Origin of the sequence: Agromyces chromiiresistens (assembly GCF_029167465.1) — a bacterium.
In the GTDB taxonomy this organism is placed as follows: Bacteria; Actinomycetota; Actinomycetes; order Actinomycetales; family Microbacteriaceae; genus Agromyces; species Agromyces chromiiresistens.
Map to the genome: position 1 here is coordinate 134,973 of NZ_JARFNL010000006.1, position 26,279 is coordinate 161,251.

Annotated in this window: 28 protein-coding genes, 2 tRNA genes and 1 riboswitch; of the genes, 19 read left to right on the forward strand and 11 right to left on the reverse strand. The window is 70.9% G+C overall.

Annotation, left to right across the window (positions count from 1 at the left end; genetic code table 11):
* Nucleotides 1–11: 11 nt before the first annotated feature.
* The 13 genes from mnmA to PX701_RS15925 all read left to right on the forward strand — a co-directional run bounded on the left by mnmA (nucleotide 12) and on the right by PX701_RS15925 (nucleotide 13,984).
* Nucleotides 12–1,151, forward strand: a complete 1,140-nt coding sequence (mnmA, locus tag PX701_RS15865; RefSeq protein ID WP_231430792.1) for a tRNA 2-thiouridine(34) synthase MnmA — start codon at nucleotides 12–14, stop codon at nucleotides 1,149–1,151.
* 502 nt (nucleotides 1,152–1,653) lie between these two features.
* Nucleotides 1,654–4,005 (forward strand): NAD-dependent DNA ligase LigA, encoded by a 2,352-nt coding sequence (gene ligA / locus PX701_RS15870; protein ID WP_275506868.1) that lies wholly within the window; start codon nucleotides 1,654–1,656, stop codon nucleotides 4,003–4,005.
* 107 nt (nucleotides 4,006–4,112) lie between these two features.
* Nucleotides 4,113–4,415, forward strand: coding sequence for an Asp-tRNA(Asn)/Glu-tRNA(Gln) amidotransferase subunit GatC (gene gatC / locus PX701_RS15875; RefSeq protein WP_231430794.1), 303 nt, complete (start codon nucleotides 4,113–4,115; stop codon nucleotides 4,413–4,415).
* Nucleotides 4,412–5,953, forward strand: a complete 1,542-nt coding sequence (gene gatA, locus PX701_RS15880) for an Asp-tRNA(Asn)/Glu-tRNA(Gln) amidotransferase subunit GatA (protein WP_231430795.1) — start codon at nucleotides 4,412–4,414, stop codon at nucleotides 5,951–5,953. Before gatC ends, gatA begins: the two co-directional genes overlap by 4 nt.
* On the forward strand, nucleotides 5,953–7,476 hold the full coding sequence (gatB, locus tag PX701_RS15885) for an Asp-tRNA(Asn)/Glu-tRNA(Gln) amidotransferase subunit GatB (RefSeq protein ID WP_231430796.1): 1,524 nt from the start codon (nucleotides 5,953–5,955) through the stop codon (nucleotides 7,474–7,476). Before gatA ends, gatB begins: the two co-directional genes overlap by 1 nt.
* 117 nt (nucleotides 7,477–7,593) lie before the next feature.
* Nucleotides 7,594–8,205 carry a hypothetical protein gene (locus PX701_RS15890; RefSeq protein WP_275506869.1) on the forward strand — a complete coding sequence of 204 codons (612 nt, stop codon included), beginning with the start codon at nucleotides 7,594–7,596 and terminating at the stop codon, nucleotides 8,203–8,205.
* A 96-nt stretch (nucleotides 8,206–8,301) separates the two neighbouring features.
* Complete coding sequence (locus PX701_RS15895) at nucleotides 8,302–9,642, forward strand: DNA polymerase IV (protein ID WP_231430798.1); 1,341 nt, start codon at nucleotides 8,302–8,304, stop codon at nucleotides 9,640–9,642.
* Between the two features lie 10 nt (nucleotides 9,643–9,652).
* On the forward strand, nucleotides 9,653–9,985 hold the full coding sequence (locus tag PX701_RS15900) for a hypothetical protein (protein ID WP_231430799.1): 333 nt from the start codon (nucleotides 9,653–9,655) through the stop codon (nucleotides 9,983–9,985).
* Nucleotides 9,986–10,074: 89 nt separating this feature from the next.
* A riboswitch (TPP riboswitch) is annotated at nucleotides 10,075–10,184 on the forward strand.
* 38 nt (nucleotides 10,185–10,222) lie between these two features.
* Nucleotides 10,223–10,861, forward strand: coding sequence for an ECF transporter S component (locus PX701_RS15905; RefSeq protein ID WP_275506870.1), 639 nt, complete (start codon nucleotides 10,223–10,225; stop codon nucleotides 10,859–10,861).
* Between the two features lies 1 nt (nucleotide 10,862).
* On the forward strand, nucleotides 10,863–12,353 hold the full coding sequence (locus tag PX701_RS15910; RefSeq protein ID WP_275506871.1) for an ABC transporter ATP-binding protein: 1,491 nt from the start codon (nucleotides 10,863–10,865) through the stop codon (nucleotides 12,351–12,353).
* Nucleotides 12,350–13,144, forward strand: coding sequence for an energy-coupling factor transporter transmembrane component T family protein (locus tag PX701_RS15915; protein WP_275506872.1), 795 nt, complete (start codon nucleotides 12,350–12,352; stop codon nucleotides 13,142–13,144). The genes PX701_RS15910 and PX701_RS15915 overlap by 4 nt, the downstream gene beginning before the upstream one ends.
* A complete protein-coding gene (locus PX701_RS15920; protein WP_275506873.1) occupies nucleotides 13,141–13,722 on the forward strand; it encodes a nucleoside/nucleotide kinase family protein in 582 nt (193 codons plus the stop codon). Before PX701_RS15915 ends, PX701_RS15920 begins: the two co-directional genes overlap by 4 nt.
* 4 nt (nucleotides 13,723–13,726) lie before the next feature.
* The gene (locus tag PX701_RS15925) at nucleotides 13,727–13,984 is read left to right on the forward strand and encodes a hypothetical protein (RefSeq protein ID WP_231430804.1); all 258 of its coding nucleotides are present in this window, start codon (nucleotides 13,727–13,729) and stop codon (nucleotides 13,982–13,984) included.
* Between the two features lie 40 nt (nucleotides 13,985–14,024).
* Here PX701_RS15925 and PX701_RS15930 read toward each other — a convergent pair whose 3' ends face one another.
* From PX701_RS15930 to PX701_RS15955, 6 genes are all read right to left on the reverse strand, one after another.
* A complete protein-coding gene (locus PX701_RS15930) occupies nucleotides 14,025–15,278 on the reverse strand; it encodes a D-alanyl-D-alanine carboxypeptidase family protein (RefSeq protein WP_231430805.1) in 1,254 nt (417 codons plus the stop codon).
* Nucleotides 15,279–15,303: 25 nt separating this feature from the next.
* Nucleotides 15,304–15,651: a metallopeptidase family protein gene (locus tag PX701_RS15935; protein WP_231430806.1), complete on the reverse strand. Its 348-nt coding sequence runs from the start codon at nucleotides 15,649–15,651 to the stop codon at nucleotides 15,304–15,306.
* 78 nt (nucleotides 15,652–15,729) lie between these two features.
* A tRNA-His gene (locus PX701_RS15940) sits at nucleotides 15,730–15,805 on the reverse strand.
* A gap of 44 nt (nucleotides 15,806–15,849) precedes the next feature.
* Nucleotides 15,850–16,476 (reverse strand): oligoribonuclease, encoded by a 627-nt coding sequence (gene orn / locus PX701_RS15945; protein ID WP_231430807.1) that lies wholly within the window; start codon nucleotides 16,474–16,476, stop codon nucleotides 15,850–15,852.
* Nucleotides 16,477–16,535: 59 nt separating this feature from the next.
* Nucleotides 16,536–16,608 (reverse strand) — tRNA-Arg (locus PX701_RS15950).
* A 30-nt stretch (nucleotides 16,609–16,638) separates the two neighbouring features.
* Nucleotides 16,639–17,859: a cation:proton antiporter gene (locus PX701_RS15955; protein ID WP_275506874.1), complete on the reverse strand. Its 1,221-nt coding sequence runs from the start codon at nucleotides 17,857–17,859 to the stop codon at nucleotides 16,639–16,641.
* A gap of 90 nt (nucleotides 17,860–17,949) precedes the next feature.
* Between PX701_RS15955 and nadE the strand changes: the two genes are divergently transcribed.
* A complete protein-coding gene (gene nadE / locus PX701_RS15960) occupies nucleotides 17,950–18,771 on the forward strand; it encodes an ammonia-dependent NAD(+) synthetase (protein WP_275506875.1) in 822 nt (273 codons plus the stop codon).
* Between the two features lie 13 nt (nucleotides 18,772–18,784).
* On the opposite strand, the gene PX701_RS15965 is transcribed toward nadE, so the two are convergent.
* On the reverse strand, nucleotides 18,785–19,459 hold the full coding sequence (locus PX701_RS15965; protein WP_275506876.1) for a hypothetical protein: 675 nt from the start codon (nucleotides 19,457–19,459) through the stop codon (nucleotides 18,785–18,787).
* Nucleotides 19,460–19,529: 70 nt separating this feature from the next.
* Nucleotides 19,530–19,784: a hypothetical protein gene (locus PX701_RS15970; protein WP_275506877.1), complete on the reverse strand. Its 255-nt coding sequence runs from the start codon at nucleotides 19,782–19,784 to the stop codon at nucleotides 19,530–19,532.
* Between the two features lie 259 nt (nucleotides 19,785–20,043).
* On the opposite strand from PX701_RS15970, the gene PX701_RS15975 reads away from it, so the two are divergent.
* The 4 genes from PX701_RS15975 to PX701_RS15990 all read left to right on the forward strand — a co-directional run bounded on the left by PX701_RS15975 (nucleotide 20,044) and on the right by PX701_RS15990 (nucleotide 23,460).
* Nucleotides 20,044–20,670, forward strand: a complete 627-nt coding sequence (locus PX701_RS15975) for a single-stranded DNA-binding protein (protein ID WP_275506878.1) — start codon at nucleotides 20,044–20,046, stop codon at nucleotides 20,668–20,670.
* Between the two features lie 75 nt (nucleotides 20,671–20,745).
* On the forward strand, nucleotides 20,746–21,243 hold the full coding sequence (locus tag PX701_RS15980; protein WP_231430813.1) for a DUF6993 domain-containing protein: 498 nt from the start codon (nucleotides 20,746–20,748) through the stop codon (nucleotides 21,241–21,243).
* A gap of 53 nt (nucleotides 21,244–21,296) precedes the next feature.
* A complete protein-coding gene (gene ettA / locus PX701_RS15985) occupies nucleotides 21,297–22,979 on the forward strand; it encodes an energy-dependent translational throttle protein EttA (RefSeq protein WP_231430814.1) in 1,683 nt (560 codons plus the stop codon).
* Between the two features lies 1 nt (nucleotide 22,980).
* The gene (locus PX701_RS15990; RefSeq protein WP_231430815.1) at nucleotides 22,981–23,460 is read left to right on the forward strand and encodes an acyl-CoA thioesterase; all 480 of its coding nucleotides are present in this window, start codon (nucleotides 22,981–22,983) and stop codon (nucleotides 23,458–23,460) included.
* Nucleotides 23,461–23,526: 66 nt separating this feature from the next.
* Here PX701_RS15990 and PX701_RS15995 read toward each other — a convergent pair whose 3' ends face one another.
* From PX701_RS15995 to PX701_RS16005, 3 genes are all read right to left on the reverse strand, one after another.
* Entirely contained in the window at nucleotides 23,527–24,051 is a 525-nt protein-coding gene (locus PX701_RS15995; RefSeq protein WP_275506879.1) for a hypothetical protein, read from the reverse strand.
* Between the two features lies 1 nt (nucleotide 24,052).
* The gene (locus PX701_RS16000; RefSeq protein ID WP_275506880.1) at nucleotides 24,053–24,526 is read right to left on the reverse strand and encodes a QcrA and Rieske domain-containing protein; all 474 of its coding nucleotides are present in this window, start codon (nucleotides 24,524–24,526) and stop codon (nucleotides 24,053–24,055) included.
* 97 nt (nucleotides 24,527–24,623) lie between these two features.
* The gene (locus PX701_RS16005; RefSeq protein ID WP_231430818.1) at nucleotides 24,624–25,505 is read right to left on the reverse strand and encodes an acyl-CoA thioesterase; all 882 of its coding nucleotides are present in this window, start codon (nucleotides 25,503–25,505) and stop codon (nucleotides 24,624–24,626) included.
* Nucleotides 25,506–25,596: 91 nt separating this feature from the next.
* Here PX701_RS16005 and PX701_RS16010 point away from each other — a divergent pair, with 91 nt between their 5' ends.
* Complete coding sequence (locus tag PX701_RS16010) at nucleotides 25,597–26,277, forward strand: DUF8185 domain-containing protein (protein WP_231430819.1); 681 nt, start codon at nucleotides 25,597–25,599, stop codon at nucleotides 26,275–26,277.
* Nucleotides 26,278–26,279: the final 2 nt, after the last annotated feature.

Here is a 26,279-nt window from a genome sequence, read left to right on the forward strand (position 1 = left end):
ACACTGGAGGGGTGAAGGTCCTTGCAGCGATGTCAGGCGGCGTCGACAGCGCCGTCGCGGCCGCGCGCGCCGTCGAAGCCGGCCACGAGGTCGTCGGCGTGCATCTCGCGCTGAGCCGCATGCCGGGCACCCTGCGCACCGGCAGCCGCGGGTGCTGCACCATCGAAGACTCGATGGACGCGCAGCGCGCGGCGAACGTGCTCGGCATCCCGTACTACGTGTGGGACTTCTCCGAGCGGTTCAAGGCCGACGTCGTCGACGACTTCATCGCCGAGTACTCGGCCGGCCGCACGCCGAATCCGTGCATGCGCTGCAACGAGCGCATCAAGTTCGCGGCCCTCCTCGAGAAGGCGCTCGCCCTCGGGTTCGACGCCGTCGCCACCGGACACTACGCGAAGGTCGTCACGGGCGACTCGGGTGCGCTCGAGCTGCACCGGGCGAACGCCGAGGCGAAGGATCAGTCGTACGTGCTCGGCGTGCTCACGGCCGAGCAGCTCGCGCACGCGTACTTCCCGCTCGGCGACACGGCGTCGAAGCAGCTCGTACGTGCCGAGGCGGCCCGGCGCGGGCTCAGCGTCGCGCAGAAGCCCGACTCGTACGACATCTGCTTCATCCCCGACGGCGACACGAAGGGCTGGCTCGCCGACAAGGTCGGCGTCGCCGAAGGCGACATCGTCGACCGATCGGGCTCCGTCGTCGGATCGCACGATGGGGCGCATGCGTACACGGTCGGGCAGCGCAGGGGCCTGCGCCTCGGCACGCCCGCGCCCGACGGCAAGCCGCGCTTCGTGCTCGAGGTGCGACCGAAGGAGAACACCGTCGTCGTCGGCCCGAAAGAGGCGCTCGCCGTCGCCGAGATCGCGGGAGCGCGATATTCGTGGGCCGGGCTCGATCCCGTCGCGTCGGGAATCATCGCCTCGCCCGGCGAGGCGTTCGACTGCGAGGTGCAGATCCGCGCGCACGCCGACCCGGTGCCGGCCGTCGCCCGCATCGATCAGGATGCTCCCGGCTCCGCCGAACTCGTCGTCCGCCCCGCCGAGCCGCTCGGCGGCGTCGCCCCGGGCCAGACCGCGGTGCTCTACGTCGGCACGCGAGTGCTCGGCCAGTTCACGATCGACCGAACCGTGAGCGCGGTGCCGGTCGAGGCATAGGCTCGCCGCCGGGCCGCACCGCCGGGCGCTCCGCGTTGCTGCCGTCGAGATCGACGGCGGGTGCGCCTCGCCCTCGCCCTCGGGGTCGCCGGTCGCATGGCCCGCTTCAGCGGCGTCGTGCAGGGACTCGCGGTCCGGGCGTGGGCCCTCCTCGCCGCGATCGTGGGTGCGGTGGTGAGCGTGGTGGCCGGCAGGAGCGCCTCCGTGCTCGGCTCCTTCGACGCCTTCCCGCGGCTCCCGGTGCCCGACGACGCACTGTCGATCGCCGTCGCCGTCGCCGGCCTCGTGGCGGTCGTCGTGAGCCCGGGCGGTGCGATCCTCGGCGGTGTCATCGGCGTCCGGTACCACCGTCGCGTCGATTCGTTCGGGCTCGACGCGCAGCGGCATCCCGGTCGATCCATCCGGCACCCGCCATCTCCTCGGGTGCCGGGCGCAGGAGTCGGCGCCCCGCGGGCTCGTCGATCGGACCCCCACTGTCGGACGGCCTCCCTAGGATTGGCCTGTGAGCGAGACTCCCGCCGAGAACGACCTTCCGACCGACTTCGAGACGGCCCGCGCCGAGGCCGACGCGCTCACCGCGCGCATCGAGAGCGCCCGGCTCGCCTACTACGGCGACGGCGATTCGCCGCTGTCCGACGCCGAGTACGACGCCGACTTCCACCGACTCGAGGCGCTCGAGCGCGCGTTCCCCGAGCTCTCCGGCCAAGACAGCCCGACGCAGCAGGTCGGCGCCGCGGTCGTCTCCGCCGGGTTCCCCGAGCACGAGCACGCCGAGCGCATGCTGAGCCTCGACAACGTCTTCTCGATCGACGAGTTCCGCGACTGGGCGGCGAAGACGGCCGCTGCGGCCGGGCGGCCGGTGCGCTGGCTGTCGGAGTTGAAGATCGACGGGCTCGCGATCAGCCTCGCCTACCGCGACGGCGTGCTCGAGACCGCGACGACCCGCGGCGACGGCCGGGTCGGCGAAGACATCACCGAGAACGTCGACTTCATCCCGGCGATCCCGCGGCGGCTCACCGGCGAGGGGTATCCCGGCTTCTTCGAGGTGCGCGGGGAGGTCTTCCTGCGCACGACCGACTTCGAGGCCCTCAACGAGCGCCAGCACGAGCTGCAGTCCGCCTACGAGGCCGATCAGCTCGCGAAGGGCCGGCCGGCCGACCAGATCCCGACCAAGTACCCCGAGTTCGCGAACGCCCGCAACACGGCCGCGGGCAGCCTGCGCCAGCGCCGCGAGAAGAAGACGGGTCTCGAACTCGAGCTCATGCGCGAACGACTGGGCCGGCTCGAGCTCTACCTGCACGGCATCGGCGCCTGGGCGCACCCCGACGTCCGCAACCAGTCCGAGATCTACGGCCTGCTCGCCGGCTGGGGCCTGCCGGTCTCACCGCACTCCCGCGTGTTCGACACGGTCGACGAGGTCGCCGATTACATCGCCGAACGCGGCGAGCACCGGCACTCGGTGGAGCACGAGATCGACGGCATCGTCGTCAAGGTCGACGAGCTCGACCTGCACGACGAGCTCGGCGCCACGAGTCGTGCGCCCCGCTGGGCGATCGCGTACAAGTACCCGCCCGAAGAGGTGCACACCAAGCTCCTCGACATCGTCGTGGGCGTCGGCCGTACCGGTCGCGCCACGCCCTACGCGGTGATGGAGCCGGTGAAGGTCGCCGGTTCGACGGTGCGGCAGGCGACGCTCCACAACCAGCAGGTGGTGCGGGCGAAGGGCGTCATGATCGGTGACACGGTCGTGCTGCGCAAGGCGGGCGACGTCATCCCCGAGATCCTGGGTGCGGTCGAGCAGCTCCGCGACGGCACGCAGGTCGAATGGCACATGCCCGAGCTGTGTCCTGAGTGCGGTACGCCGCTGCGCGCCATGAAAGAGGGCGACATCGACCTGCGCTGCCCCAACGCGCGGTCGTGTCCGGCGCAGGTGCGCGGCCGCATCGAGCACATCGGTTCCCGTGGCGGCCTCGACATCGAGGCGCTCGGCGAGGTGACCGCCGCGGCGCTCACGCAGCCGTCGTTCCCGGCCGACCCGCCGCTGCCGACCGAGGCGGGTCTCTTCGAGCTCACCATCGAAGAACTGGTGCCGATCGAGGTCGTCGTGCGCGATGCCGAGACCGGCGAGCCCAAGGTCGACGAGGCGACGGGCGAGCCGGTGAAGCGCGCCCCGTTCCAGAAGGTGCGCATCACCTACCCGCCGGGCACCGAGCAGCTCACCGCCGCCGAGCGCCGGGCCGCGGGCGTGAAGAAGGACTTCCGCGAGCTCGGGCCGTCGGAGGCGGCCACGAAGCTCCTCGCCGAACTCGAGAAGGCGAAGACCAAACCGCTGTGGCGCCTCATCGTGTCGCTCAACATCCGTCACGTCGGCCCGGTCGCCGCCCGCGCCCTCGCCGACTGGTTCGGCTCGCTCGAGGCCATTCGTGCGGCGAGCCGCGAACAGCTCGCCGAGGTCGAGGGGGTCGGCGGCATCATCGCCGACTCGCTCATCGACTGGTTCGGCGTCGACTGGCACGTCGAGATCGTCGACCGCTGGACGGCCGCGGGCGTGCAGTGGTCGACGCCGGGGCACCCGGGCCCCGGCGCCGCCGCCGAGGCCGGCGGCGTGCTCGCCGGCCTCACCGTCGTCGCCACGGGTTCGCTCGACGGGTTCACGCGCGAGGGCGCCCAGGAGGCGATCATCGCCGCCGGCGGCAAGGCCGCGTCGAGCGTCTCGAAGAAGACCGACTTCGTGGCGGCCGGACCGGGTGCGGGCTCGAAGCTCGCGAAGGCCGAAGAACTCGGCATCCGCGTACTCGACGCCGCGCAGTTCGCCGTGCTCGTGAGCGAGGGGCCGGCGGCGCTCGACGGGTGATCGGCAGGGTGGGGAGGCATCCTCGACCGATCGACGGCGCCGCAGGCGACGCGGGGGCCGCTCGAATAGACTTGCCGGTGTCCCCGTCACGACACGTTCGGAGCAGCATGCCTGAAATCAGTGCCGAGCAGGTCGCGCATCTCGCGACCCTCGCTCGCATCGCGCTCACCGAAGAGGAGATCGCGCACCTCACCACCGAGCTCGGCCAGATCATGCAGGCCGTCGAGCAGGTGAATCGCGTCGCGACTCCCGAGGTGCCGCCGACCAGCCACCCGATCCCGATGCAGAACGTCTTCCGCGCCGACGTCGTGACCGACGACGTGCTCAGCCCCGAGCAGGCGCTCGCCGGCGCCCCCGAGCGCGACGGCGACCGCTTCGTCGTCTCCGCGATCCTGGGGGAGGAGCAGTGAGCCACGCCGACGACCTGATCCGGCTGAACGCCGCCGACCTGGCCGGCCGCCTCGCCGCGGGCGACGTCTCGTCCGTCGAGGCGACGCGTGCCCACCTCGATCGCATCGCTGCCGTCGACGGCGCCGTGCACGCGTTCCTCCACGTCGACGCCGACCGCGCCCTCGCGGCCGCCGCCGAGGTCGACCGTGCGCGTGCCGCCGGCGAATCGCTCGGCGAGCTCGCGGGCGTGCCGATCGCGATCAAGGACGTGCTCGTCACCGAGGGCATGCCCTCGACCTCGGGTTCCAAGATCCTCGAGGGCTGGATCCCGCCGTACGACGCGACCCCCGTGCGCAAGGTGCGCGAGGCCGGGCTCATCCCGCTCGGCAAGACCAACATGGACGAGTTCGCGATGGGCTCGTCGACCGAGCACTCGGCGTACGGCCCGACGCACAACCCGTGGGACCTCGAGCGCATCCCCGGCGGTTCCGGCGGCGGCTCGGCCGCGTCGGTCGCGGCGTTCGAGGCGCCCCTCGCACTCGGCAGCGACACGGGCGGCTCGATCCGCCAGCCCGCGCACGTGACCGGCACGGTCGGCGTGAAGCCGACCTACGGCGCCGTCAGCCGCTACGGCTCGATCGCGCTCGCCTCGAGCCTCGACCAGATCGGCCCCGTCACGCGCACCGTGCTCGACGCCGCGCTCCTGCACGACGTCATCGCCGGGCACGACCGGCACGACTCCACCTCGATCGACATGCGCTGGCCCTCGATGGCCGAGGCCGCGCGCAACGCCGACGTCAAGGGGCTGCGTATCGGCGTCGTGAAGGAGCTCGATTCCGACGGGTTCCAGGCCGGAGTCCGCCAGCGCTTCCACGAGTCGCTCGAACTGCTCGAGCAGCAGGGCGCCGAGATCGTCGAGGTCTCCGCGCCCAACTTCGAGTACTCGATCGCGGCCTACTACCTGATCCTGCCGGCTGAGGCCTCGTCGAACCTCGCGAAGTTCGACTCGGTGCGCTTCGGCCTGCGCGTGACGCCCGACGGCGGCGGCACGGTCGAGCAGGTCATGGCCGCGACCCGCGAGGCCGGCTTCGGCCCCGAGGTGAAGCGCCGCATCATCCTCGGCACCTACGCCCTCTCCGCTGGGTACTACGACGCGTACTACGGCAGCGCCCAGAAGGTCCGCACGCTCGTGCAGCGCGACTTCGACGCCGCCTTCGCGAAGGTCGACGTGCTGGCCACGCCGACCGCACCCACGACGGCGTTCAGGCTCGGCGAGAAGCTCGACGACCCGCTCGCGATGTACCTCAACGACGTCGCGACGATCCCGGCGAATCTCGCCGGCGTGCCCGGCATCTCGGTCCCGTCGGGCCTCGCGCCCGAAGACGGGCTGCCCGTCGGCATCCAGTTCCTCGCGCCCGCGCGTGAGGACGCACGCCTCTACAACGTCGGCGGTGCGCTCGAGCAGCTGCTGATCGCAGAGTGGGGCGGGCCGATCCTCGCGAAGGCGCCCGACCTCACGACCCACGAGCTCACCGCGACCGAGGAGGGCGCACTCTGATGGCGCGCGTCGAACTGATGGACTACGAGAAGGCCCTCGAGCTCTTCGAGCCGGTGATCGGCCTCGAGGTGCACGTCGAGCTCAACACCGAGACGAAGATGTTCTCGCCCGCGCCGAACCCGGCCAACGAGAAGTACCACGGTGCCGAGCCCAACACGCTCGTCTCGCCCGTGTGCCTCGGCCTGCCGGGGTCGCTCCCGGTCGTGAACGGCGACGCCGTCGAGAAGTCGATCTCGCTCGGCCTCGCGCTCGGCTGCTCGATCGCCGCGTCGAGCCGCTTCGCGCGCAAGAACTACTTCTACCCCGACCTCGCGAAGAACTACCAGATCTCCCAGTACGACGAGCCGATCGCGTTCGAGGGATCGGTCGAGGTGGAGCTCGCCGACGGGCGCACCTTCCAGGTGCCGATCGAGCGGGCGCACATGGAGGAGGACGCGGGCAAGCTCACGCATGTGGGCGGTGCGACGGGCCGCATCCAGGGTGCGGAGTACTCGCTCGTCGACTACAACCGTGCCGGCGTGCCGCTCGTGGAGATCGTCACGAAGCCGATCTTCGGCGCCGAGGCCGATGCGCCCGAGCTCGCGAGGGCGTACGTCTCGACGATTCGCGACATGGCGCTCTCGCTCGGCATCTCCGAGGCGCGCATGGAGCGCGGCAACCTCCGTTGCGACGCGAACGTGTCGCTGCGCCCGCGCGGTGCCGAGCAGCTCGGCATCCGCACCGAGACGAAGAACGTGAACTCGTTCCGCTCGATCGAGCGGGCGGTGCGCTACGAGATCCAGCGCCAGGCCGCGATCCTCGCGAAGGGCGGCACGATCACGCAGGAGACGCGGCACTGGCATGAGGACACGGGCACCACGAGCCCCGGCCGTCCGAAGTCCGACGCCGACGACTACCGCTACTTCCCCGAGCCCGACCTGGTGCCCGTGGTGCCGACGACCGAGCTCATCGAGTCGCTGCGTGCAGCCCTGCCCGAGCCGCCGGCCGCCCGCCGCCGCCGACTGAAGGGCGAATGGGGCTTCACCGACCTCGAGTTCCAGGACGTGGTGAACGGCGGTCTCCTGAACGAGGTCGCCGCGACGATCGCGGAGGGTGCGACGCCCGCCGCTGCACGCAAGTGGTGGACGGGCGAGCTCACCCGGCTCGCGAACGCGAGCGAGACGGATGCCTCGGGGCTCGCGACGCCCGAGCAGGTCGCCCAGCTCGCGGCGCTCGTCGACGCGGGCACCCTCACCGACCGCCTTGCGCGGCAGGTGCTCGAGGGCGTCGTCGCCGGTGAGGGCTCGCCGCAGGAGATCGTCGACGCGAGAGGGCTCGCCGTCGTGTCCGACGACGGTGCACTGATCGCGGCGATCGACCAGGCGCTGGCGTCGCAGCCCGATGTGCTCGAGAAGATCCGTGACGGCAAGGTTCAGGCCGCCGGCGCCGTGATCGGCGCGGTCATGAAGGCGATGCAGGGCAAGGCCGACGCGGCTCGCGTTCGCGAGCTCGTGCTGGAGCGAGCCGGCTCGGGCGGAGCATAGCCGAGGCCGATGCTGAGAGCCGGGTCCGAGGCGGAGACGCCTCGGACCCGGCTCTCAGCCGTTTCAAGGCGAGGCCCGCGAGAATTCGATGACACCTTCACGATTGGCGAGGACACCATGGGATTCTTCGATCGACTCTTCGGCGCCCCGGAGCCGCAACGGCCGGTGCCGCCCGCGCCCGGGCGCGGGCTCACGCCCGACGAGCTCGCGATCGAGCGCTACCGCTACCTGCTGCGCACCGCACCGCCGGAGGCGATCGAGCAGGTGCACGCGGAGGCGTTCGCGAAGCTGACGCCCGAGCAGCGCCAGCAGGTCTACCGGGCCCTCGCCGACCAGGCGCCGGCAGGGGAGCGGCTCGTCTCCGACGACCCGAGCGCCCTCGCCCGGGCCGCCACCCGCCAGGAGCTGCGGGCGCCGGGGAGCATGGAGCGCGCGTTCTCGAACGCCGGCGCGCAGGGCGGCCCGCAGGGTGCGGGGCGACCCGGACCGTCGTTCGGCCAGATGTTCGGCGGCTCGCTCCTCGGCTCGATCGCGGGTGTCGTCGTCGGCACGGCGATCGCCGATGCGATCCTGCCCGACCCCGCATCGTTCGACGCCGGGGGCGCCGATGCCGGTGCGGATGCCGGCTCGGTCGAAGCCGGGGGTGACACCGGTGGCGACTTCGGCGGATTCGGCGGCGACTTCGGCGGGGGAGACTTCGGCGGCGGCGGCGGCGACTTCGGGTTCTGAGGCCCGGCGCCGTCTTCGTCGTGCGTCGGGCTCGCCGCCGTCCGGCATGACTCCGGTCGGCCGGGCGACGTCGGCGGACCGGGATAGAGTCGCAACATGAGCAAGCAGGACGGCTCGTCGCGCCAGGTCACGACTGGACCGGTCGACGATTCGGCCACCCCGATCCTGCACGTCGACATGGACGCGTTCTTCGTCTCGGTCGAACTCCTGCGCCGCCCCGAGCTCCGTGGCAAGCCCGTGCTCGTGGGCGGCACCGCCGGCCGCGGCGTGGTCTCGGCAGCGAGCTACGAGGCCCGCCGGTACGGCGTCAACTCGGCGATGCCGATGTCGGTGGCGTTGCAGCGCTGCCCGAACGCGATCGTGCTCCGGGGCGACTACGCGAGCTACTCGCGCTACTCGAAGCAGGTCATGAAGATCTTCGAGGAGGTCACACCGCTCGTCGAACCCCTCTCGATCGACGAGGCCTTCCTCGACGTGTCCGGTGCTCGTCGGCTCCACGGCAGCCCGGCGGAGATCGCGTGGGCGATTCGTGAACGCGTCCGCTCCGAGACCGGCCTCACCTGCTCCATCGGCGTCGCCGCGACGAAGTACGTGGCGAAGGTGGCGTCGAGTCGTGCGAAGCCCGATGGCATGCTCGTCGTGCCCGCCGCCGAGACCCTCGCATTCCTGCATCCGCTCCCGGTGTCGGCGCTCTGGGGTGTCGGGCGCGTCACCGAGGAGTCGCTGACGCGGCTCGGACTCCGCACGGTCGGCGACGTGGCGGAGATGCCGGCCGATGCCCTCCAGCGCGCCGTCGGGCCGGCGCTCGCGTCACGTCTGACGAGGCTCGCCAACGGCATCGACCCGCGCGACGTCGAGACCGCCCGTTCGGAGAAGAGCATCGGACATGAGGTCACCTTCGGCCACGACCTCACCGATCCGACGCAGATCCGCCGCGAGCTGCTGCGACTCTCGGACGACGTCGCGGTCCGGCTGCGCCGTGCGGGCGTCGTGGGGCGCACGGTCGTGCTGAAGCTGCGCTACGGCGACTTCCGCACCGTCACCCGTTCGCGCACGCTCGGTGAGCCGACCGACGTCGCCCGCCGCATCTACGACGAGGCGTCGGCCGCGCTCGGCGAGCTCGTCGGCGACGGCGCCCGGATTCGCCTGATCGGGGTGCGCGCCGAGCAGCTGCGTCCCTCCGGCGGCGGGGCCGCCCTCTGGGACCCCGATGAGGAGTGGCGCGGGGCCGAGCGGGCCGTCGACGAGGTGACGGCCCGGTTCGGACGCGGTGCGGTGCGACCGGCCGCGCTCGTCCGACCCGGCGAAGCCGCGGCGCGCGTCGAGTCCATGCGACGTCGGCCCCTCGACGCAGCGGGCGCATCGCGCGACGCGGCGGACGCCGCCGAGGCGGCCGAAGGCCGGGCGGGGGTGGATCGAACGCAGTTCGGCGGGTAGCGTGGCGGTCATGGCTGATCTCGTGCTCGAACTCGCAGAGACCGTCGCCGGCGTGGGCGTGAAGACCTCGTACGGCGAACCCGTCGATCTCGACGGCACCAAGGTCGTCCCCGTCGCGCTCGGGTACTACGGGTTCGGGGCGGGCAGCGGCAGCGACTCCGGCGGCGACCAGGCCGGCGGCGGCGGTGGCGGTGGGCTCTCCATTCCGCTCGGCGCATACGTCGGCCGTGGCGGCGACGTCCGCTTCGAACCGAACCTCATCGGTCTCCTCCTCGTCGCGACCCCGCTCATCTGGGTGACGGGCAAGGCGCTCCGCGCCGTCATCCGCGCGCTCAAGCACTGATGCGGTCCTGAAGGCGGGGCGCGGTTCGACGGGCGACCGCGCCGCTCGTCCGTCGCGCGGCGTCATGCGGTCGTGGCCTGCGTATACTCGTCGATGAACACGGGAGTCCGGTGAGCCGGGCTGAGAGGAAGGTTCTCAACCTTCGACCGTCGAACCTGATCTGGGTCATGCCAGCGCAGGGAGGGCAATCGATCTCAATATCCCGTGCCTCTTTCCACCGAACGAAAGGGCACGACAGTGCACGCATCCGCACCAACCCCCACCACCTCCACGACCGGTGCCGCGCCGGCGCGCAATCTCCGCTGGCGTGTCGTCGACATCGTCGTCGCCTCGGTCGTCGCCGTGGCGACGGGGCTGCTGTTCCTGTTCTGGAACAACATCGGCTACGCCTGGTTCGTGGCTGCCGACGCAGTGACCCCGGGACTCGGCGGCATCGCCGTCGGCATCTGGCTCATCGGCGGTGTGCTCGGCGGCCTCATCATCCGCAAGCCCGGCGCCGCCCTCTTCGTCGAGCTCATCGCGGCCATGGTCTCCGCGATCGTCGGCAACCAGTGGGGCGTCGAGACCATCTGGTCGGGTCTCGCGCAGGGCATCGGCGCCGAGCTCGTCTTCGCGATCTTCCTCTACCGTCGCTTCGGGCTCCTCCAGGCGATCCTCGCCGGTGCGGCCGCGGGCGCCGGCGCGTGGACGCTCGAGCTGTTCACCTCGGGAAACCTGCAGAAGTCGGCCGAGTTCCTGACGCTCTACTTCTGCACGGTCGTCATCTCGGGCGCGGTGCTCGCCGGAGTGCTCGGGTGGCTGCTCGTTCGCGCGCTCGCCGCGACGGGCGCGCTCAGCCGGTTCGCGGCGGGACAGGAAGCGACCCGACGGGTCTGACGTGGCGAACACCGCATCTTCGCCGACCCCGGCCGCCGTGGACGTGCGCGGCTGGGGTTGGCGTCACGCCTCCCGGCTCCGCCCCGCGCTCGAGGGGATCGACCTCCGCATCGAGCCGGGCGAGCGGGTGCTCCTGCTCGGGCCGAGCGGCGCCGGCAAGTCGACCCTGCTGCACGCCATGGCCGGTGTGCACGGCGGTGACGACGAGGGCGAGGCCGTCGGCGAGCTCCTGGTCGACGGAGCCGAGCCGGCGCGGGTGCGGGGGCGTTCGGGGCTCGTGCTGCAGGATCCCGACTCGCAGGTGATCCTCGCACGGGTGGGCGACGACGTCGCGTTCGGATGCGAGAACCTCGGTGTCCCTCGCGACGAGATCTGGCGTCGGGTGCGCGAATCGCTCGACGAGGTGGGTCTCGACGTGGCGATCGACCATCCGAGCTCGGCGCTGTCGGGCGGGCAGAAGCAACGGCTCGCCCTCGCGGGCGCCCTCGCGATGCGCCCGGGGCTGCTGCTGCTCGACGAGCCCACCGCGAATCTCGACCCCGACGGGGTCCGAGAGGTCAGGGCGGCGGTCGAGCGGGTACTCGATCGGCATGGCTCGACACTCGTCGTCGTCGAGCACCGCGTCGAGGTGTGGGCCGATCTCGTCGACCGCGTCGTCGTTCTCGGGCTCGACGGGCGTCTCATGGCCGACGGGCCCCCCGACGTCGTGCTCTCGCGTCAACGCGCGGCGCTCCTCGCCGCGGGCGTATGGGTTCCCGGCGGCCACGGCCCCACGGCCCCTCGCCGTCGAGTCGCCGTGGACGAGCCGACCGAGCCGTTGCTCACCGCGAACGGACTCGCGGTCGGCCGTCGTCCGCGCGACATCGTCCAGCGCGGACTCGACGTCGAGCTTCCGCGTGGCACCAGCACGGTGCTGACCGGCCCGAACGGTGCCGGCAAGTCGACCCTCGCCCTGACCCTGGGCGGCCTCCTGCGCCCGCTCGACGGTCGGGTCGAGGCATCCGCGTCGTTGTCGGCAGGGCTTCGAGGCGACCCGATCGGCTGGCGCTCCCGCGACCTGCTGACGCGCATCGGAACCGTGTTCCAGGAGCCCGAGCACCAGTTCGTCACGTCCAGCGTGCGCGCCGAGCTCGAGGTGGCGCCGCGGGCGCTCCGGCTCGGCGACCGCGAGACGGCCGCTCGCGTCGAAGACCTGTTGGCGCGCCTGCGGCTCGACCGCATCGCCTTGGCGAATCCGTTCACCCTGTCGGGCGGCGAGAAGCGCCGGTTGTCCGTCGCTGCCGTCCTTGCGGCCCGGCCCTCGGTGCTCGTCCTCGACGAACCGACGTTCGGCCAGGACCGGATCACTTGGCTCGAGCTGACCGCGCTGCTGCGCGAACTCGTCGACGAGGGCCTCACGCTGTTGTCGGTCACCCACGACGCCGCGTACATCGCAGCCCTGGGCGACCGCGGCATCCGCCTGGAGCCGACGAACACCCGGGCGTTCGCATGAGTGCCGTCGCCTCCGGAGCCGTCGACGCTCCCCGACTCCGGTTCATCGATCGAGTCAACCCCGTGACGAAGCTCGCCGCGGCGATGCTGCTCACCGCCCCGCTGCTGCTCACCGTCGACTGGGTGAGCGCCGCGACCGCACTCGTCATCGAGCTCGTGCTCTTCATGGCCGCGGGCGTGCGCCCCCGGATGCTCGTCCGACGGGCCTGGCCGATCCTCATCGCCGCGCCGATCGCCGGCATCAGCATGCTCCTGTACGGCCGTCCGTCGGGGGAGGAGTACTGGAGCTTCTGGCTCGCGCGCATCACCGACGGCTCGATCGAGCTCGCGATCGCGGTGACCGTTCGAGTGCTCGCGGTCGGCCTGCCGGCGGTGCTGCTCTTCATGCGGGTCGATCCGACCGAGCTCGCCGATGGTCTCGCGCAGGTGTGGCGACTCCCGAGTCGCTTCGTGCTCGGCGCACTCGCGGGCGCCCGGCTCGTCGGGCTCTTCATCGAGGACTGGCACGCGATGGCGCTCAGCCGTCGCGCGAGAGGGATCGGCGACACGGGCGTGCTGCGGCGGTTCGCGACCATGGCGTTCGCCCTGCTCGTGCTCGCGATCCGCCGGGGGTCGAAGCTCGCGACCGCGATGGAGGCTCGAGGGTTCGGGAGCGATCGCCCGCGCACCTGGGCCAGGGCGTCGACGATCGGCTGGAGCGACTGGGTACTGATCGCGATCGCGTTCGCCATCGCGGTGGCGGCCATCGGCGCCGCGATCGCGGTGGGCACCTTCCATCCGGTGTGGTCGTGAGCGAGGCGGCGGCCGTCGCCAGGGTACTGGTCGCGGCACGGCGGCGTCAGGCGAGCGCGGCGTGGCCGCTCATCGCGATCGACGGCCCGAGCGGTGCCGGCAAGTCGACGCTCGCCGATGCGCTCGCGCTGTCGTGGCGTGCGGGGGCGTCCCCCCGACTCGTCCGGCTCGATGCGATCTATCCCGGCTGGCGGGGGCTCGCGACCGCCTCCGGATCGCTCGAACGAACTCTGCTCGCCCCGCTCGCGCGCGGCGTGCCGGGCGGATGGCGCGGGTGGGACTGGGCGCGGAATCGGCCGGCGGCCTCCGTCACCGTCCTCCCGGGTCGGCCGCTCATCGTCGAGGGCTGCGGTGCCTTCGAGGCGACAGCGGGTCGCACCGGGGTGGTCAGGGTGTGGGTGCGAGCGGCGCAGGCGACGCGGAAGCGCCGTGCGCTCGAGCGCGATGCGGGGGGTTTCGACCCGTTCTGGGACCTCTGGGAGACCGAGTGGCGCCGATACGTGCACCGTACCGACCCACTGGGTTCGGCCGACCTGGTCGTCGAACTGCCCGAGTGCGGAGCCCGGGGGCTACGGTAGTGCTATGAGTGCAGATTCGGTCGGCGCCCAGTACGTCGCAGAGTTCATCGACGGACCGCTCGAGGGCGAGTTCGACCATCGCGCCCTCGTCGGGGGCAAGCCCGAGAAGCGCGTCGGCATGGTCGCCGCGGTCGACGGGCTGGAGTCGCTGTTCTGGTACAACGCCGTCGACGAGCGCGAGATGGGCGGCCAGCTGCGCGTTCGCTTCAGCTTCGACGCCGACGACTCCGATCCGGTGGAGTCCGACGACGAGAACGACTGAACCGGCCGGCGTCGCCGTCGACGGCGGATGACGCGCTCGCTCAGCCCGATCGGCCGTTGACGAACGCGTCGATCAGCACGAACGGGTTCGCGAGCCGCCAGAGCGGCCCCGGGTCGTCGATGTCGGCGGAGAGCTCGAGTTCACTGCCGATGTCGCCGTTCGCGGTCGGCACGGTCACGGTACCGACCGCGCGCCCGGCACGCGCCGTCGTGAACGGTTCGACGGCGACGGATGCCTCGCCCGGGTCGCTGCCCCAGGCGGCGTCGGTCCGCTCGGTGCGGGCGATGAGGTCGGCTTCATCGCCCCATGCGGTCTCGACCGTGCCGTAGCGGGCGCCCTCGGCGATGACGGTGACGGGCGCCGCGGATGCCGCGACCGACGTGAACGCCTCGACCACGGCAGGGTCGAGCGTCTCGTAGTCCGGCATGGTCGTCATCGCTCCCACGATGCGCTGCGGCTCGTCGTCGGCCCCGGGAACGGTGGCCGTGAAGATGAAGCAAACGCCTGCTTCGTCGGTGTAACTGCGCGAGAGTGCCCGAACGCCCTCGTCGCCGAGGTGGTCGATGACGTCGGGGACGTTGCGCGAGGTCGGGTCGCTGCGCTCGGGATCGGCGACGAGGGCCGCGAGCTGCGGGTTCGCGAGCGTCATTGCGGCGAGCCGCGCGAGCTCTTCAGCCGTACCGACGTTGTCGGCCGAGAGGCCCGTCGCATCGGCCACTCGCGTCGACTCGAAGCCCTGTGCCTCGAGCCACGCGTTCGCTTCGTCGACGTATCCGTCGACACTGCCGAACGCCCATCGGGCGAGCGTGTCGGCGTGGTTGTTGCTCGAGGCGAAGAGCACCGCTCGAACGACGTCGCGTTCCGACCAGCTATCTCCGGGCGAGACCTGCAGCGTGCGGTTGCCGGCCTTCGAGTGATCGAGGTAGTCGGTGTAGTCGGCGGGGCCGATCTTGATCGCGGGGCCGGGTCCGTCGTCGGGCAACGGCAGCGAGTCGAGGGTCGCCAGCACGGTCACGAGCTTCGCGGCGCCGCCGATGGGGACCACACCGGTCTCGCCGGCGGTCGCGAGCATCGAGGCGCTGCCGTCCTCGTCGACGAGCGCGACGGCACTCGCTCCGCTCTCGGGCAGCACGATCGGCTCGGGCTTGCCGGCGGCGCCCTCGCCCGCCGCGCTGACGTGGACCTCCGCCTCCGGCAGGGGACCGAGCAGCATGGCGGGGCCGTAGACGCCGACCGCGAGGATCGCGACGGCGCCGATGGCGATGCCGACGATGCGGCCGGGCGACAGACTCATGACGTTCAGGGTATCTCGGCCGAGCTCACGCCCAGCCCAGTTCGTGCAAGCGGTCGTCGTCGATGCCGTAGAAGTGGGCGATCTCGTGCACGAGGGTGACGTGGATCTCCTCACGGAGCTCGTCTTCGTCGTCGCAGATCGCAAGCAGAGGTTCGCGGTAGAGGATGATCCGGTCGGGCATCTCGCCGAATCCGTAGCGGTCGCGCTCGGTCAGCGCCCAGCCGTCGTAGAGGCCGAGCAGGTCGAGCGAGCCGTCCTCCGGGCGGTCCTCGACGACGAAGACGACGTTCTCGAGCCCGTCGATCATGTCGTCGGGCAGTTGGTCGAGCTCATCGACGACGAGGGCTTCGAACGCTTCGGCATCGAGTTCCACGGCCTCTCCCATCCGTCCGTCCAGAGGGCTGATACACGAAGCGCGGGCCGTTTCCGGACCCGCGCTTCGCACACCGCTTGGGGTGAGTAACGGGGCTTGAACCCGCGACCTCCTGGACCACAACCAGGCGCTCTACCAACTGAGCTATACCCACCATGTGTCGACCGCCGGGGCGATCAGGACAACGGATAGAGCCTACTACACGTTGGAGCCCTGCTCGAACTCGGCCACCACTTCGGCGGCGAGCGCCTGCAGTTCGTGACTGGCCGGGCCCGGGTCGGCGACGAAGACGGCGCGGCGGTAGTAGTGCAGCTCGCGGATCGACTCGAGGATGTCGGCCAGAGCGCGGTGACCGCCGTTCTTCGCGGGGGAGTTGAAGTACGCGCGCGGGAACCAGCGCTTGGCCAGCTCCTTGATCGACGAGACGTCGACGTTGCGGTAGTGCAGGTGCGCATCGAGTCGGGGCATGTACTTCGTGAGGAATGCGCGATCGGTGCCGATCGAGTTGCCGGCGAGCGGCGCCTTCTGCTCGTCGGGCACGTGCTTCAGCACGTACTCGAGCACCTGGTACTCGGCCTCTGCGACGGAGACGCCGTTGGGGATCTCCTCGATGAGCCCCGAGGTGGTGTGCATCTGCCGCACGAACTCGCCCATCGACTCGAGTGCGCTCGCGTCGGGCTTGATGACGATGCTGAGCCCACCGTCGACGGGGCGGAGGTCGTAGTCGGTGATGACGACGGCGATCTCGACCAGCTCATCGACTTCGAGGTCGAGTCCGGTCATCTCGCAGTCGATCCAGACCAGTCTGTCGCTCGAAGAAGCCATGCGGCGAGTCTAACCGGAGGCGCCGACAGCGTCGTTCGACGCGGCATCCGCGTCGTCGGTGCCCCCGGCAGGAATTGAACCTGCGACCAAGAGATTAGAAGGCTCCTGCTCTATCCGCTGAGCTACGGGGGCGGTCGTGGCAAGCATACCCGCCGAGGGCGATCAGCCCTCGGTCGGCACGTGCACGTCGTCGGTCACGGCGCGATCGCGCGACGCGCCGCCGCGACGCCGGACCAGGAGGGCGATGAGCGGGAACAGCAGCACCGAGAGCATGCCGGCGCCGACGAGCGCGGCGGCCGTGCCGCTCGAGAGGTCGCCGGCATCGACGCCGATCGCCGTGACCGCGACGATGATCGGAAGCCCCGTGGCACCGAACAACGCGGTCGCGGCGAGGTCGCGCCGGCTCGATCCGGCCGGTGCCGCGAGCATCGAGGGAATGCCGCGTACGACGAGCATCAGGAGGAGGAAGATCGGCAGCATGGCCGTCGTCCTGCCGTCGGCGAAGAGGGCCTCGAGGTCGAAGGTGATGCCGGTGTTGATGAAGAACACGGGCACCAGGAAGCCGTAGCCGACCGCCTCGAGTTTCGACTCGATCGCTTCGGCGTCGCGTTCCGGAGCCCCGTTCAGCAGCAGCCGGTAGAGCACGCCCGCCGTGAATGCGCCGAGCAGCATGTCGAGATCGAGCACGATGCTGAGCGCGACGAGCGCGAGCAGGATGAAGATGACGAGTCGCACCGCGAACTGCCCGCTCGTGTGGAGCGTCGACGTGATCATGGCATGCATGCGCTTGCCGTACCCCTTCGCCGCGAGCCAGATCGCGATGCCGGCGACGACGGCGAACACGACCAGCACGACCGCGGCGATGAGCGGCGAGCGCCCGCTGAGGAACAGCGAGATCGCGAGGAGCGGTCCGAACTCGCCGACCGCGCCGATCGCGAGGACCGAGAGGCCGAACGGCGTGGTCAGGTCGCCCGAATCGCGGAGAACGGGCATGAGCGTTCCCAGCGCCGTGGAGGTCAGCGCGATGCCGATGAACCCGGCGGCGGGAAGGTCGGGGGCGAACAGCACCGCGATGCTGATGCCCGCCGCGAGCGAGATGATCCACCCGATCGCCGCGCGACTGAGCGGGCGCCCGCGAACCGCCCTGAAGTCGATCTCGTTGCCGGCGAGGAAGAACAGCGTCGCGAGGCCGAACTCCGCGAGCATGCCCATGAATTCCTCGGGCACGACCCAGCCGAGCACCGACGGGCCGACGATCAGCCCGAGCACGATCTCGAACACGACGAGCGGAATCGCGACCCATCGCCCGAGTCCGCGGACGATGAGCGGTGCGGCGACCGCGATCGCCGGCACGAGCACCATCGTGCTGATCGAGTACTCCACGTGACCTCCTGAGCGGGCGAGTCTCCTGCCGCGATGCTAGTGGAGCGCGCGCGTTTCCTCGCCGAAACATGACGGCGGTATCGTCGGGGCATGCGAGATCTCCAGGCGCGAATCATCGCCGAGCTCAACGTCAGCCCGCGGATCGACCCCGCCGCAGAGGTGCGTCGTCGCGTCGACTTCCTGAAGGAGTACCTGACCGCGTCGCACGCGCGTGGATACGTGCTCGGCATCAGCGGCGGGCAGGACTCGACGCTCGCCGGCCGGCTCTGCAGGATGGCGGTGGCCGAACTCGTCGACGAGGGCGTCGACGCGCGGTTCATCGCGGTGCGCCTGCCGTACGGCGTCCAGCGCGACGAGGACGACGCGCAACTCGCGCTGAGGTTCATCGCCCCGCAGGAGACCGTCGTCTTCGACATCAAGGACGGCGTCGACGGGATCGCGTCCGAGTTCGCGACCGCGACCGCTCGTGCGCTCAGCGATTTCGGCAAGGGCAACGTGAAGGCTCGCATGCGAATGGTCGCGCAGTACGCGCTCGCGGGTGAGGGCGGTCTGCTGGTCGTCGGCACCGATCACGCCGCGGAGGCGGTCACGGGCTTCTTCACGAAGTTCGGCGACGGCGGAGTCGACCTGGTGCCGCTCACGGGCCTGACCAAGCGGCAGGGCCGTGCGTTGCTCGAGGAACTCGGGGCGCCCGAGCGGTTGTATCTCAAGGTGCCGACCGCCGACCTCCTGGACGGTGACCCCGGACAGGCCGACGAGGCGAACCTGGGGCTCCGCTACGAGGATCTCGACGCGTACCTCGAGGGCGAGGCGATCGACGACGAGATCGCCGATCGGATCGAGGCGCGGTACTTGCAGACGCGCCACAAGCGCACCGTCCCGGCGTCGATGTTCGACGAATGGTGGCGCTGACCGGCGCGTCGGCTCAGCGCTGCGGTTCGGTCTCGGGCAGCGCGGCGGTCGCCGGCGCTGCGGACTCGGACGCGAAGGTCTGGGTGGGCGCGGTCGAGGCGTCGGCCGTCCCGGCGACGTCGCGATACCGATCGTGGTGCTGCTCGGCGACCCAGGTGTCCTGCGCGTCGATCATGCCCTGATCGGGCTCCTGGCGCTGCGTTCGCCAGCGATCCAGGTCGTTCTGGAACTGCCGACGAGTGCGGCCCGGGTGACGCTGCCACTCGAGGAGTCGGTCGCGGAACTCCACGACGGCGGGGTCGAGCTGATAGCCGAACGTCGCCGAGGCGCGCTTGAGCTCGTGCAGCTGGTGCGCCGCCCAGTTCGCCGCGACGTCCGAGCCGCGGATCGGCAGGAGTCGGACCACGATGTCGGCCTGGCCGACGGTACGGTCGGCCAGCACCTGCTCGTGCGGGGTGAGCGAGTTCCAGACGGAGGCCTCGGTGGCCGCGTCGACGAGGGCGGCGATCGCCGCGACCCTCGCTTCTCTGTCGCGCTGCGCGACGACGCGTCGGACGGCGGCGGTCGAGATCCACGCCGCGAGGAGGCCGGACGCGAGCACCGCGACGAACAGCACGCCGGCGGCGAAGACCGCCGACTGCGACGAGCTCGAGGTCAGCCAGGAGATGAAGTCGTTCCACCACTGCATGGCCGTAGGCTACTGCGGCCGGCGCGCGGTGCGGCCGCGTGCCGACGGCGTGGCCGGGATCGGGACGTGCTCACCGGAAGAGCTCGATGGCCGCCTCGGCCGACCAGAATTCTCCCAGTTGAACTGGCGGGCGACCTCCGGGAACGTAGCGGCGAGCGGCGAACCGAACGCCGTCGCCGTCGCCGTCGCCGCGGCGTTCGACGTGGCCGAGTACGGCACCACCCGGGCGCGCGACCCTCCACAGATCGGGTGCGGCGGGCACGATGACGAGGCCGGGAACGGCGACGGGGAACGACTCGCGCAGGCGGGCGGCGATGGTCGTCATGAGGCTCCTTCTGGATCGCGCAGCCGGCCCTGCAGGTGGTCGATGCGACGGTATCCCGAGCCTCCGACATCGCGCGGTCGCGACTCCTCCTCGACAAGTGCCGATCAGCGTGGAGAACCCACATTCGGCGAGAACCCCGGCGGATGACTCGATGTCGGCGCGATCGTGGGTCCACGTGGTTCCGGGGCGGTGTCCGGCACGAGGCCGCTCCGGGACCACGAGCCGTCGACTCGCGACGGCGTCCGAACGAGGAGTGCAAATGACCGACAGCATCACGGTGACCGGCATCGTCGGCACCGATCCCATCCAGAAGGTGACGGGCGACGGCCTCGTCATCACGACGTTCCGTCTCGCGTCGACGCGGCGATACTTCGACCGTGCGAAGGGCACATGGGAGAACGCCGAGACCAACTGGTTCTCCGTCTCGGCCTTCCGGCAGCTCGCCCGCAACGCGAGCCTGTCGGTGCGCAAGGGCCAGCACGTCATCGTGCAGGGACGACTGCGGGTGCGGGCATGGGAGACCGGCACGAAGTCCGGGAAGTCGGTCGAGATCGACGCCGACTCGATCGGGCACGACATGGCCTGGTGCGTCTCGACCTACGCCCGGATGCAGTCGGAGGCGAAGCCCGCCGAGCACGACCCGATCGGCGAGGCCGCCTCGCCCGACGGGCTCGGCGAGCAGGGGGAGCGGGCCGATCTCTCGGGGCTCGGCGGCGGCACGGACTGGTCGGGACTCGCGAGCGGGGGCTCGACGGGCTTCGACGACGGTGCACCGTTCGCCGACGGTGACGCCGTGGTCGGCGACGACCTCGACGATGACCTCGACGATGAACTGGAGGCCGACGATGCCGGGCGGGCTGTGTACACCGCGGCGGTGAGCGACTGACCGGCCTTCGACCGTCCGGGCCCGAGCGACCCAATAGACTCGGCTCGGGCGGTCGACACCGCGGTGAGGGGAAGCATGGCACGGCGGTTCGGAACGACGGTGATGCTCGCGCTCGCCGCGACGACGACGACGTTGTCGCTCGCGGGTTGCACGCTGTTCGGCGGCCCGCCCACTCCGCAGTCGTCCCAGTCCGCCGACCCGTCGGCATCCGCGCCGGCGACCACCGATCCCGCCGCTCCGCCCACCCTCCGGCCCGAGCTCTCGGCCGGCGAGAACCTCGACTTCTTCAACTCGGTGAACACCGCCGTCGTCGTCGCCAACGCCGCAGCCGGCGGTCGCGACTTCATCGACGCGCTCGTCGCCGCAGGCTTCGACAAGGCGGCGATGCAGGTGACCTCCGACGAGACGACTCAGGGTGATCAGGCTGACTCGATCCAGTTCGCCGTGCTCTTCCAGGACGAGTGCCTCGTCGGACAGTACGGCCCGAAGTCCGGCGGATATCACGGTGCGGTGCGTCCGGCGCTCGGCACCGGCGGCTGCCTCATCGGGCAGACGCGCCCCATAGACTGGTAGCCGACATGCGGCGGCCCGTGCTCGGCGGCCGCCGAACGCTGTGAGGGAAAGTCTTGGCTGAATACATTTACTCGATGGTGCGCGCCCGCAAGGCGGTCGGCGACAAGGTCATCCTCGACGACGTGACGATGGCGTTCCTCCCCGGGGCGAAGATCGGCGTGGTCGGCCCGAACGGCGCCGGAAAGTCGACGATCCTCAAGATCATGGCCGGTCTCGACCAGCCGTCGAACGGCGAGGCGAAGCTGAGCCCCGGGTACTCGGTCGGCATCCTCATGCAGGAGCCCGAGCTCGACGAGTCGAAGACCGTGCTCGAGAACGTGCAGCAGGGCGTGGGTCCGATCAAGGCGAAGCTCGACCGCTTCAACGAGATCTCGCTGCTCATGGCCGAGCCCGACGCCGACTTCGATGCGCTGCTCGCCGAGATGGGCTCCCTCCAGGAAGAGATCGACGCGGCCGACGCCTGGGACCTCGACTCGCAGCTCGAGCAGGCCATGGACGCCCTGCGCTGCCCGCCGGGCGACGAACTGGTCTCGGTGCTCTCGGGCGGTGAGAAGCGCCGTGTCGCGCTCTGCAAGCTGCTGCTTCAGAAGCCCGACCTGCTGCTCCTCGACGAGCCCACCAACCACCTCGACGCCGAGAGCGTGCTCTGGCTCGAGCAGCACCTCGCCAAGTACCCCGGTGCCGTGCTCGCCGTCACCCACGACCGGTACTTCCTCGACCACGTCGCGGAATGGATCTGCGAGGTCGATCGCGGCCGGCTCTACCCGTACGAGGGCAACTACTCCACCTACCTCGAGAAGAAGCAGGAGCGCCTCACCGTCCAGGGCAAGAAGGACGCCAAGCTCGCGAAGCGCCTGAAGGAAGAGCTCGAGTGGGTCCGCTCGAACGCGAAGGGCCGGCAGGCGAAGTCGAAGGCGCGACTCGCGCGCTACGAGGAGATGGCCTCGGAGGCGGAGCGCACGCGCAAGCTCGACTTCGAGGAGATCCAGATCCCGGCGGGTCCGCGCCTCGGCGACGTGGTGCTCGAGGTCAAGAACCTCAAGAAGGGCTTCGGCGATCGCGTCCTGATCGACGGTCTCAGCTTCTCGCTGCCGCGCAACGGCATCGTCGGCATCATCGGCCCGAACGGCGTCGGCAAGACCACGCTCTTCAAGACGATCGTCGGCCTCGAGCCGGCCGACGACGGATCGGTGAAGATCGGCGAGACCGTGCAGATCTCGTACGTCGACCAGACCCGCGGCGGCATCGACCCGAACAAGTCGCTGTGGGAGGTCGTCTCCGACGGGCTCGACTACATCCAGGTCGGCAAGACCGAGGTGCCCAGTCGCGCGTACGTGTCGACGTTCGGCTTCAAGGGGCCCGACCAGCAGAAACGGGCCGGCATCCTCTCAGGAGGCGAGCGCAACCGCCTGAACCTGGCGCTCACCCTGAAGCAGGGCGGCAACCTGCTGCTGCTCGACGAGCCGACGAACGACCTCGACGTCGAGACGCTCTCGAGCCTCGAGAACGCGCTCCTCGAGTTCCCCGGTTGCGCCGTCGTGATCACCCACGACCGGTGGTTCCTCGACCGCATCGCCACGCACATCCTGGCCTACGAGGGCACCGACGAGAACCCGTCGAACTGGTACTGGTTCGAGGGCAATTTCGAGGCCTACGAGGCCAACAAGGTCGAACGGCTCGGCGCCGACGCGGCGAAGCCGCACCGGTCCACCTACCGCAAGCTCACGAGAGACTGACATGCGCCTGCACGTGCCGACACCGCTCCGCTGGAGCGACCTCGACGCCTACGGGCACGTGAACAACGCCCGGATGCTGAGCCTCCTCGAGGAGGCTCGCATCCAGGCGTTCTGGGTGAACGAAGACGGCACCGCCGAACATGCGGTCGGCGCGTCGACGGCCGTGCTCGACGCCACGCCCGGAGCGGCCACGATCACGCTGATCGCCCGGCAGGAGGTCGAGTACCTTGCGCCGATCCCGTACCAGCGCCTGCCCCTCGACATCGAGCTCTGGATCGGGCACATGGGCGGGGCGAGTCTCGACGTCTGCTACGAGGTGTACTCGCCGGCGGGCGCCGAACCGCGGGCGCTCTACACGCGTGCCGTGACGACGATCGTGCTCGTCGACGCGGCGACCGAGCGACCGCGGCGCATGAGCGAGTCGGAGCGTGCGGCGTGGGAGCCCTATCTCGAGCCGACGATCGAGTTCCGGCGGCGCTGAGCCGCCCAACGGGGCCGCCCGCGCCGCTGATGCCGTGCGCGAAAGCCTCGCCGAGCGGGCGTGCCGTCAGCGCTCGACCGGCTCGTCGCTGAACGAGCCCTCCCACACGGCGCGACTGCCGGCCTCGCCGATCTGAACGAGCTTCCAGGTCGAGCCGATCGCGACGGTCAGCGCGGCGAGCGTCAACATCGCACCGGCGGCGATCGTGACACCGTGCGACGGCGACGCGACGCCGGTGCCTCCCGTCGAGCGTGAAGCCGACCTGCGCTCGACGATCGCCCACGCGGCGATCGCGACGGCCACGACGAGCATCGAGATGAGCCAGGGCGTCAGATCCTCGCCCATCGCGGTGTGCTGCTGGATGAGCGGCGCCGGCGGAACCCGTACTTCGAGCCACTTTCCGGCCTCGACGGTGAGCAGGCCGAGCACGAGCACTCCGACGGCGCCGACGAGCGCCGGCAGCCAGAGCACTCGGCGGGCGCCGGGCCACGCGGCGATCACGACGAGCAGGAGCCCCACGAGTGGCGTCAGCACGATCACCGCGTGCACGAGCAGCACGTGCGCCGGTAGGCCGGCGAATTCGTAGTCCATCTCAGGAGGCCGTGACGACCTGGTCGCCGGCGACGGTGACCGCGATGGGGCTCAGCGGTTCGGGTGCCGGTCCGGCGAGCACCTCGCCGGTCGCGGCATCGTAGATCGAACCGTGGCAGGGGCAGTGGAACTCCGCGCCCGCCGCCGCGACGACGCACTGCTGGTGCGTGCAGATGGCACTGTATGCGACGAACTCGCCCTCGCTGGGCTGCGCCACCAGGACGGGATCGCTGCCGAGCTTCGCGTCGATGCTGCCGCCGACCGGCACGTCGGCGGTCGCCGCGACCGCTTCGCCGGCCGCCGGCGGCTCAGCCGACGCCGTGTCGTCGGGGGCGATGGGAGACGAGTTCGCGTCGTCGTTCGAGCCGTCGCCGGAGACATCCGCGCAGCCCGCGAGGGCGAGGGCGCCGGCCGCAACGCCGGCCGTGCCGAACGTGAGCGCCGCGCGTCGCGTGAGATCGTGGGAAGCCGTCATCGCCGAACTCCTTCGTCCGCGTCGGGCGCCCGACCGCGCCCCTGCCCCCCATTCTGGGCTATCCGAGCCTCGGGCGACGGGATTGCGACGGCTCCGGTCAGGAGAAGTGTTCGGAGTGCGGTACCCGCACCATGCCCTCCTGGGCGACGCTCGCCACGAGCAGCCCGTCGCGCGTGTAGATGCGACCGAGCGAGAGGCCGCGACCGCCGCTCGCCGACGGCGACTCCTGCACGTAGAGCAGCCACTCGTCGACGCGGGCGTCCCGGTGCCACCACATCGCATGATCGAGGCTCGCGACCTTGAGCCCGGGGGTGGCCCACGCGACGCCGTGCGCGCGCAGCACCGGTTCGAGGATCGAGTAGTCGCTCGCGTACGCGAGCGCGGCCCGATGCTGCTTCGGATCGTCGGGCAGGCGGCCGAACGCCTTCATCCACACGGCCTGCCTGGGCGTGCGCTCGCCCTCGACGCTGAGGTAGACGGGCGACGGCACGTGCCGCACGTCGAAGGCGCGCTCGCTCGACCAGTAGCGCGCGACGTCGTGGTCGACCGCCCCGAGCACGTCGGCCGTCGACGGCAACGACTCGGGGTCCGGCAGGTCGTCGGGCATGTCGAGCTGGTGCTCGACTCCGCCGTCCTCCGTCTGGAACGAAGCGATGAGCGAGAGGATCGGCTCGCCGTGCTGGAACGCCTGGGTGCGTCGGGTCGAGAACGAACGGCCGTCGTGGATCCGGTCGACCGAGAACGTGATCGGATGGGCGACGTCGCCCGGCCGTAGGAAGTAGCCGTGCATCGAGTGGATGTTCCGGTCCTCCGGCACGGTACGGAGCGCCGCGACGATCGACTGCGCGAGCACCTGGCCGCCGAACACGCGACCGAGCGGCATCCACTGCGACGGGCCCGTGAAGATGTCCTCCGTCGTGCGCGCGCCCGTGTCGGTCAGGTTGAGCGTGCTCAGCAGGCCGTCGATCGGTCCGTTCATCGTTCCTCCGTGTCGGTGGGCGGCCGCCGCCGGCGCCGTGGAACCCGGACCGCCGTGAACGGGCCCGTGCACTTGGTAGTTTAGACAGGAGATGGTTGAACGACTCACGCTCGCCGACAGCCTGTCGCTCGGCGATCTGCACACGTACCTGCAGCGGGCCGGCCGCGTCGAAGACGGGTCGGTGCGCCTCGTCGCGGGCTCCGGAATCCTCGCCGTCTACACCGCGATCCTTTACCCGCGCGGCATCCTCGACGAGAGCCCCACCGTGCTCGGCCTGCGCACCTTCGCCCTGGCCGACGACGAGGAGTTCGACTCGGTCGTGCCGATGCGCTCGCTCGTGGAGCGCATCGTGCGCGCCCGCGGGGAGCTCGCCGACGACGACGAGTCGCGACCCGTGTCGATGTCGCGCCCTCCGGAGGTGAACACCGTCACCTGGGCCGGCATCTCGCCGCCGCGCGGCGGCTGGCGAGCGCTCGGCGAGGCGGATGCCTCGGTGCTGGAGTCCGCCGCACGGGCGGGTATCGACGAGGTTGCGAAGGCGATCCCGGAGGGCACCGGCGAGCAGCTCGTGCAGCGGGTGCGCTCCGAGGTGTGGGGGCGCGGAGTCGACGGGCTCGAGTACGTGCCGACCGGTGCCGCCTTCGCGGCGTTCAGCCTGGGATTCCTCGGCGACGACCCGGTCAGGCTCTTCGAGACGGGACCGTGGACGCGTCTCACGTCGCGGCGCGGGCACGTGCTCGTGCGTCGGAAGCCCTGGACGCTGAAGGCCTGAGG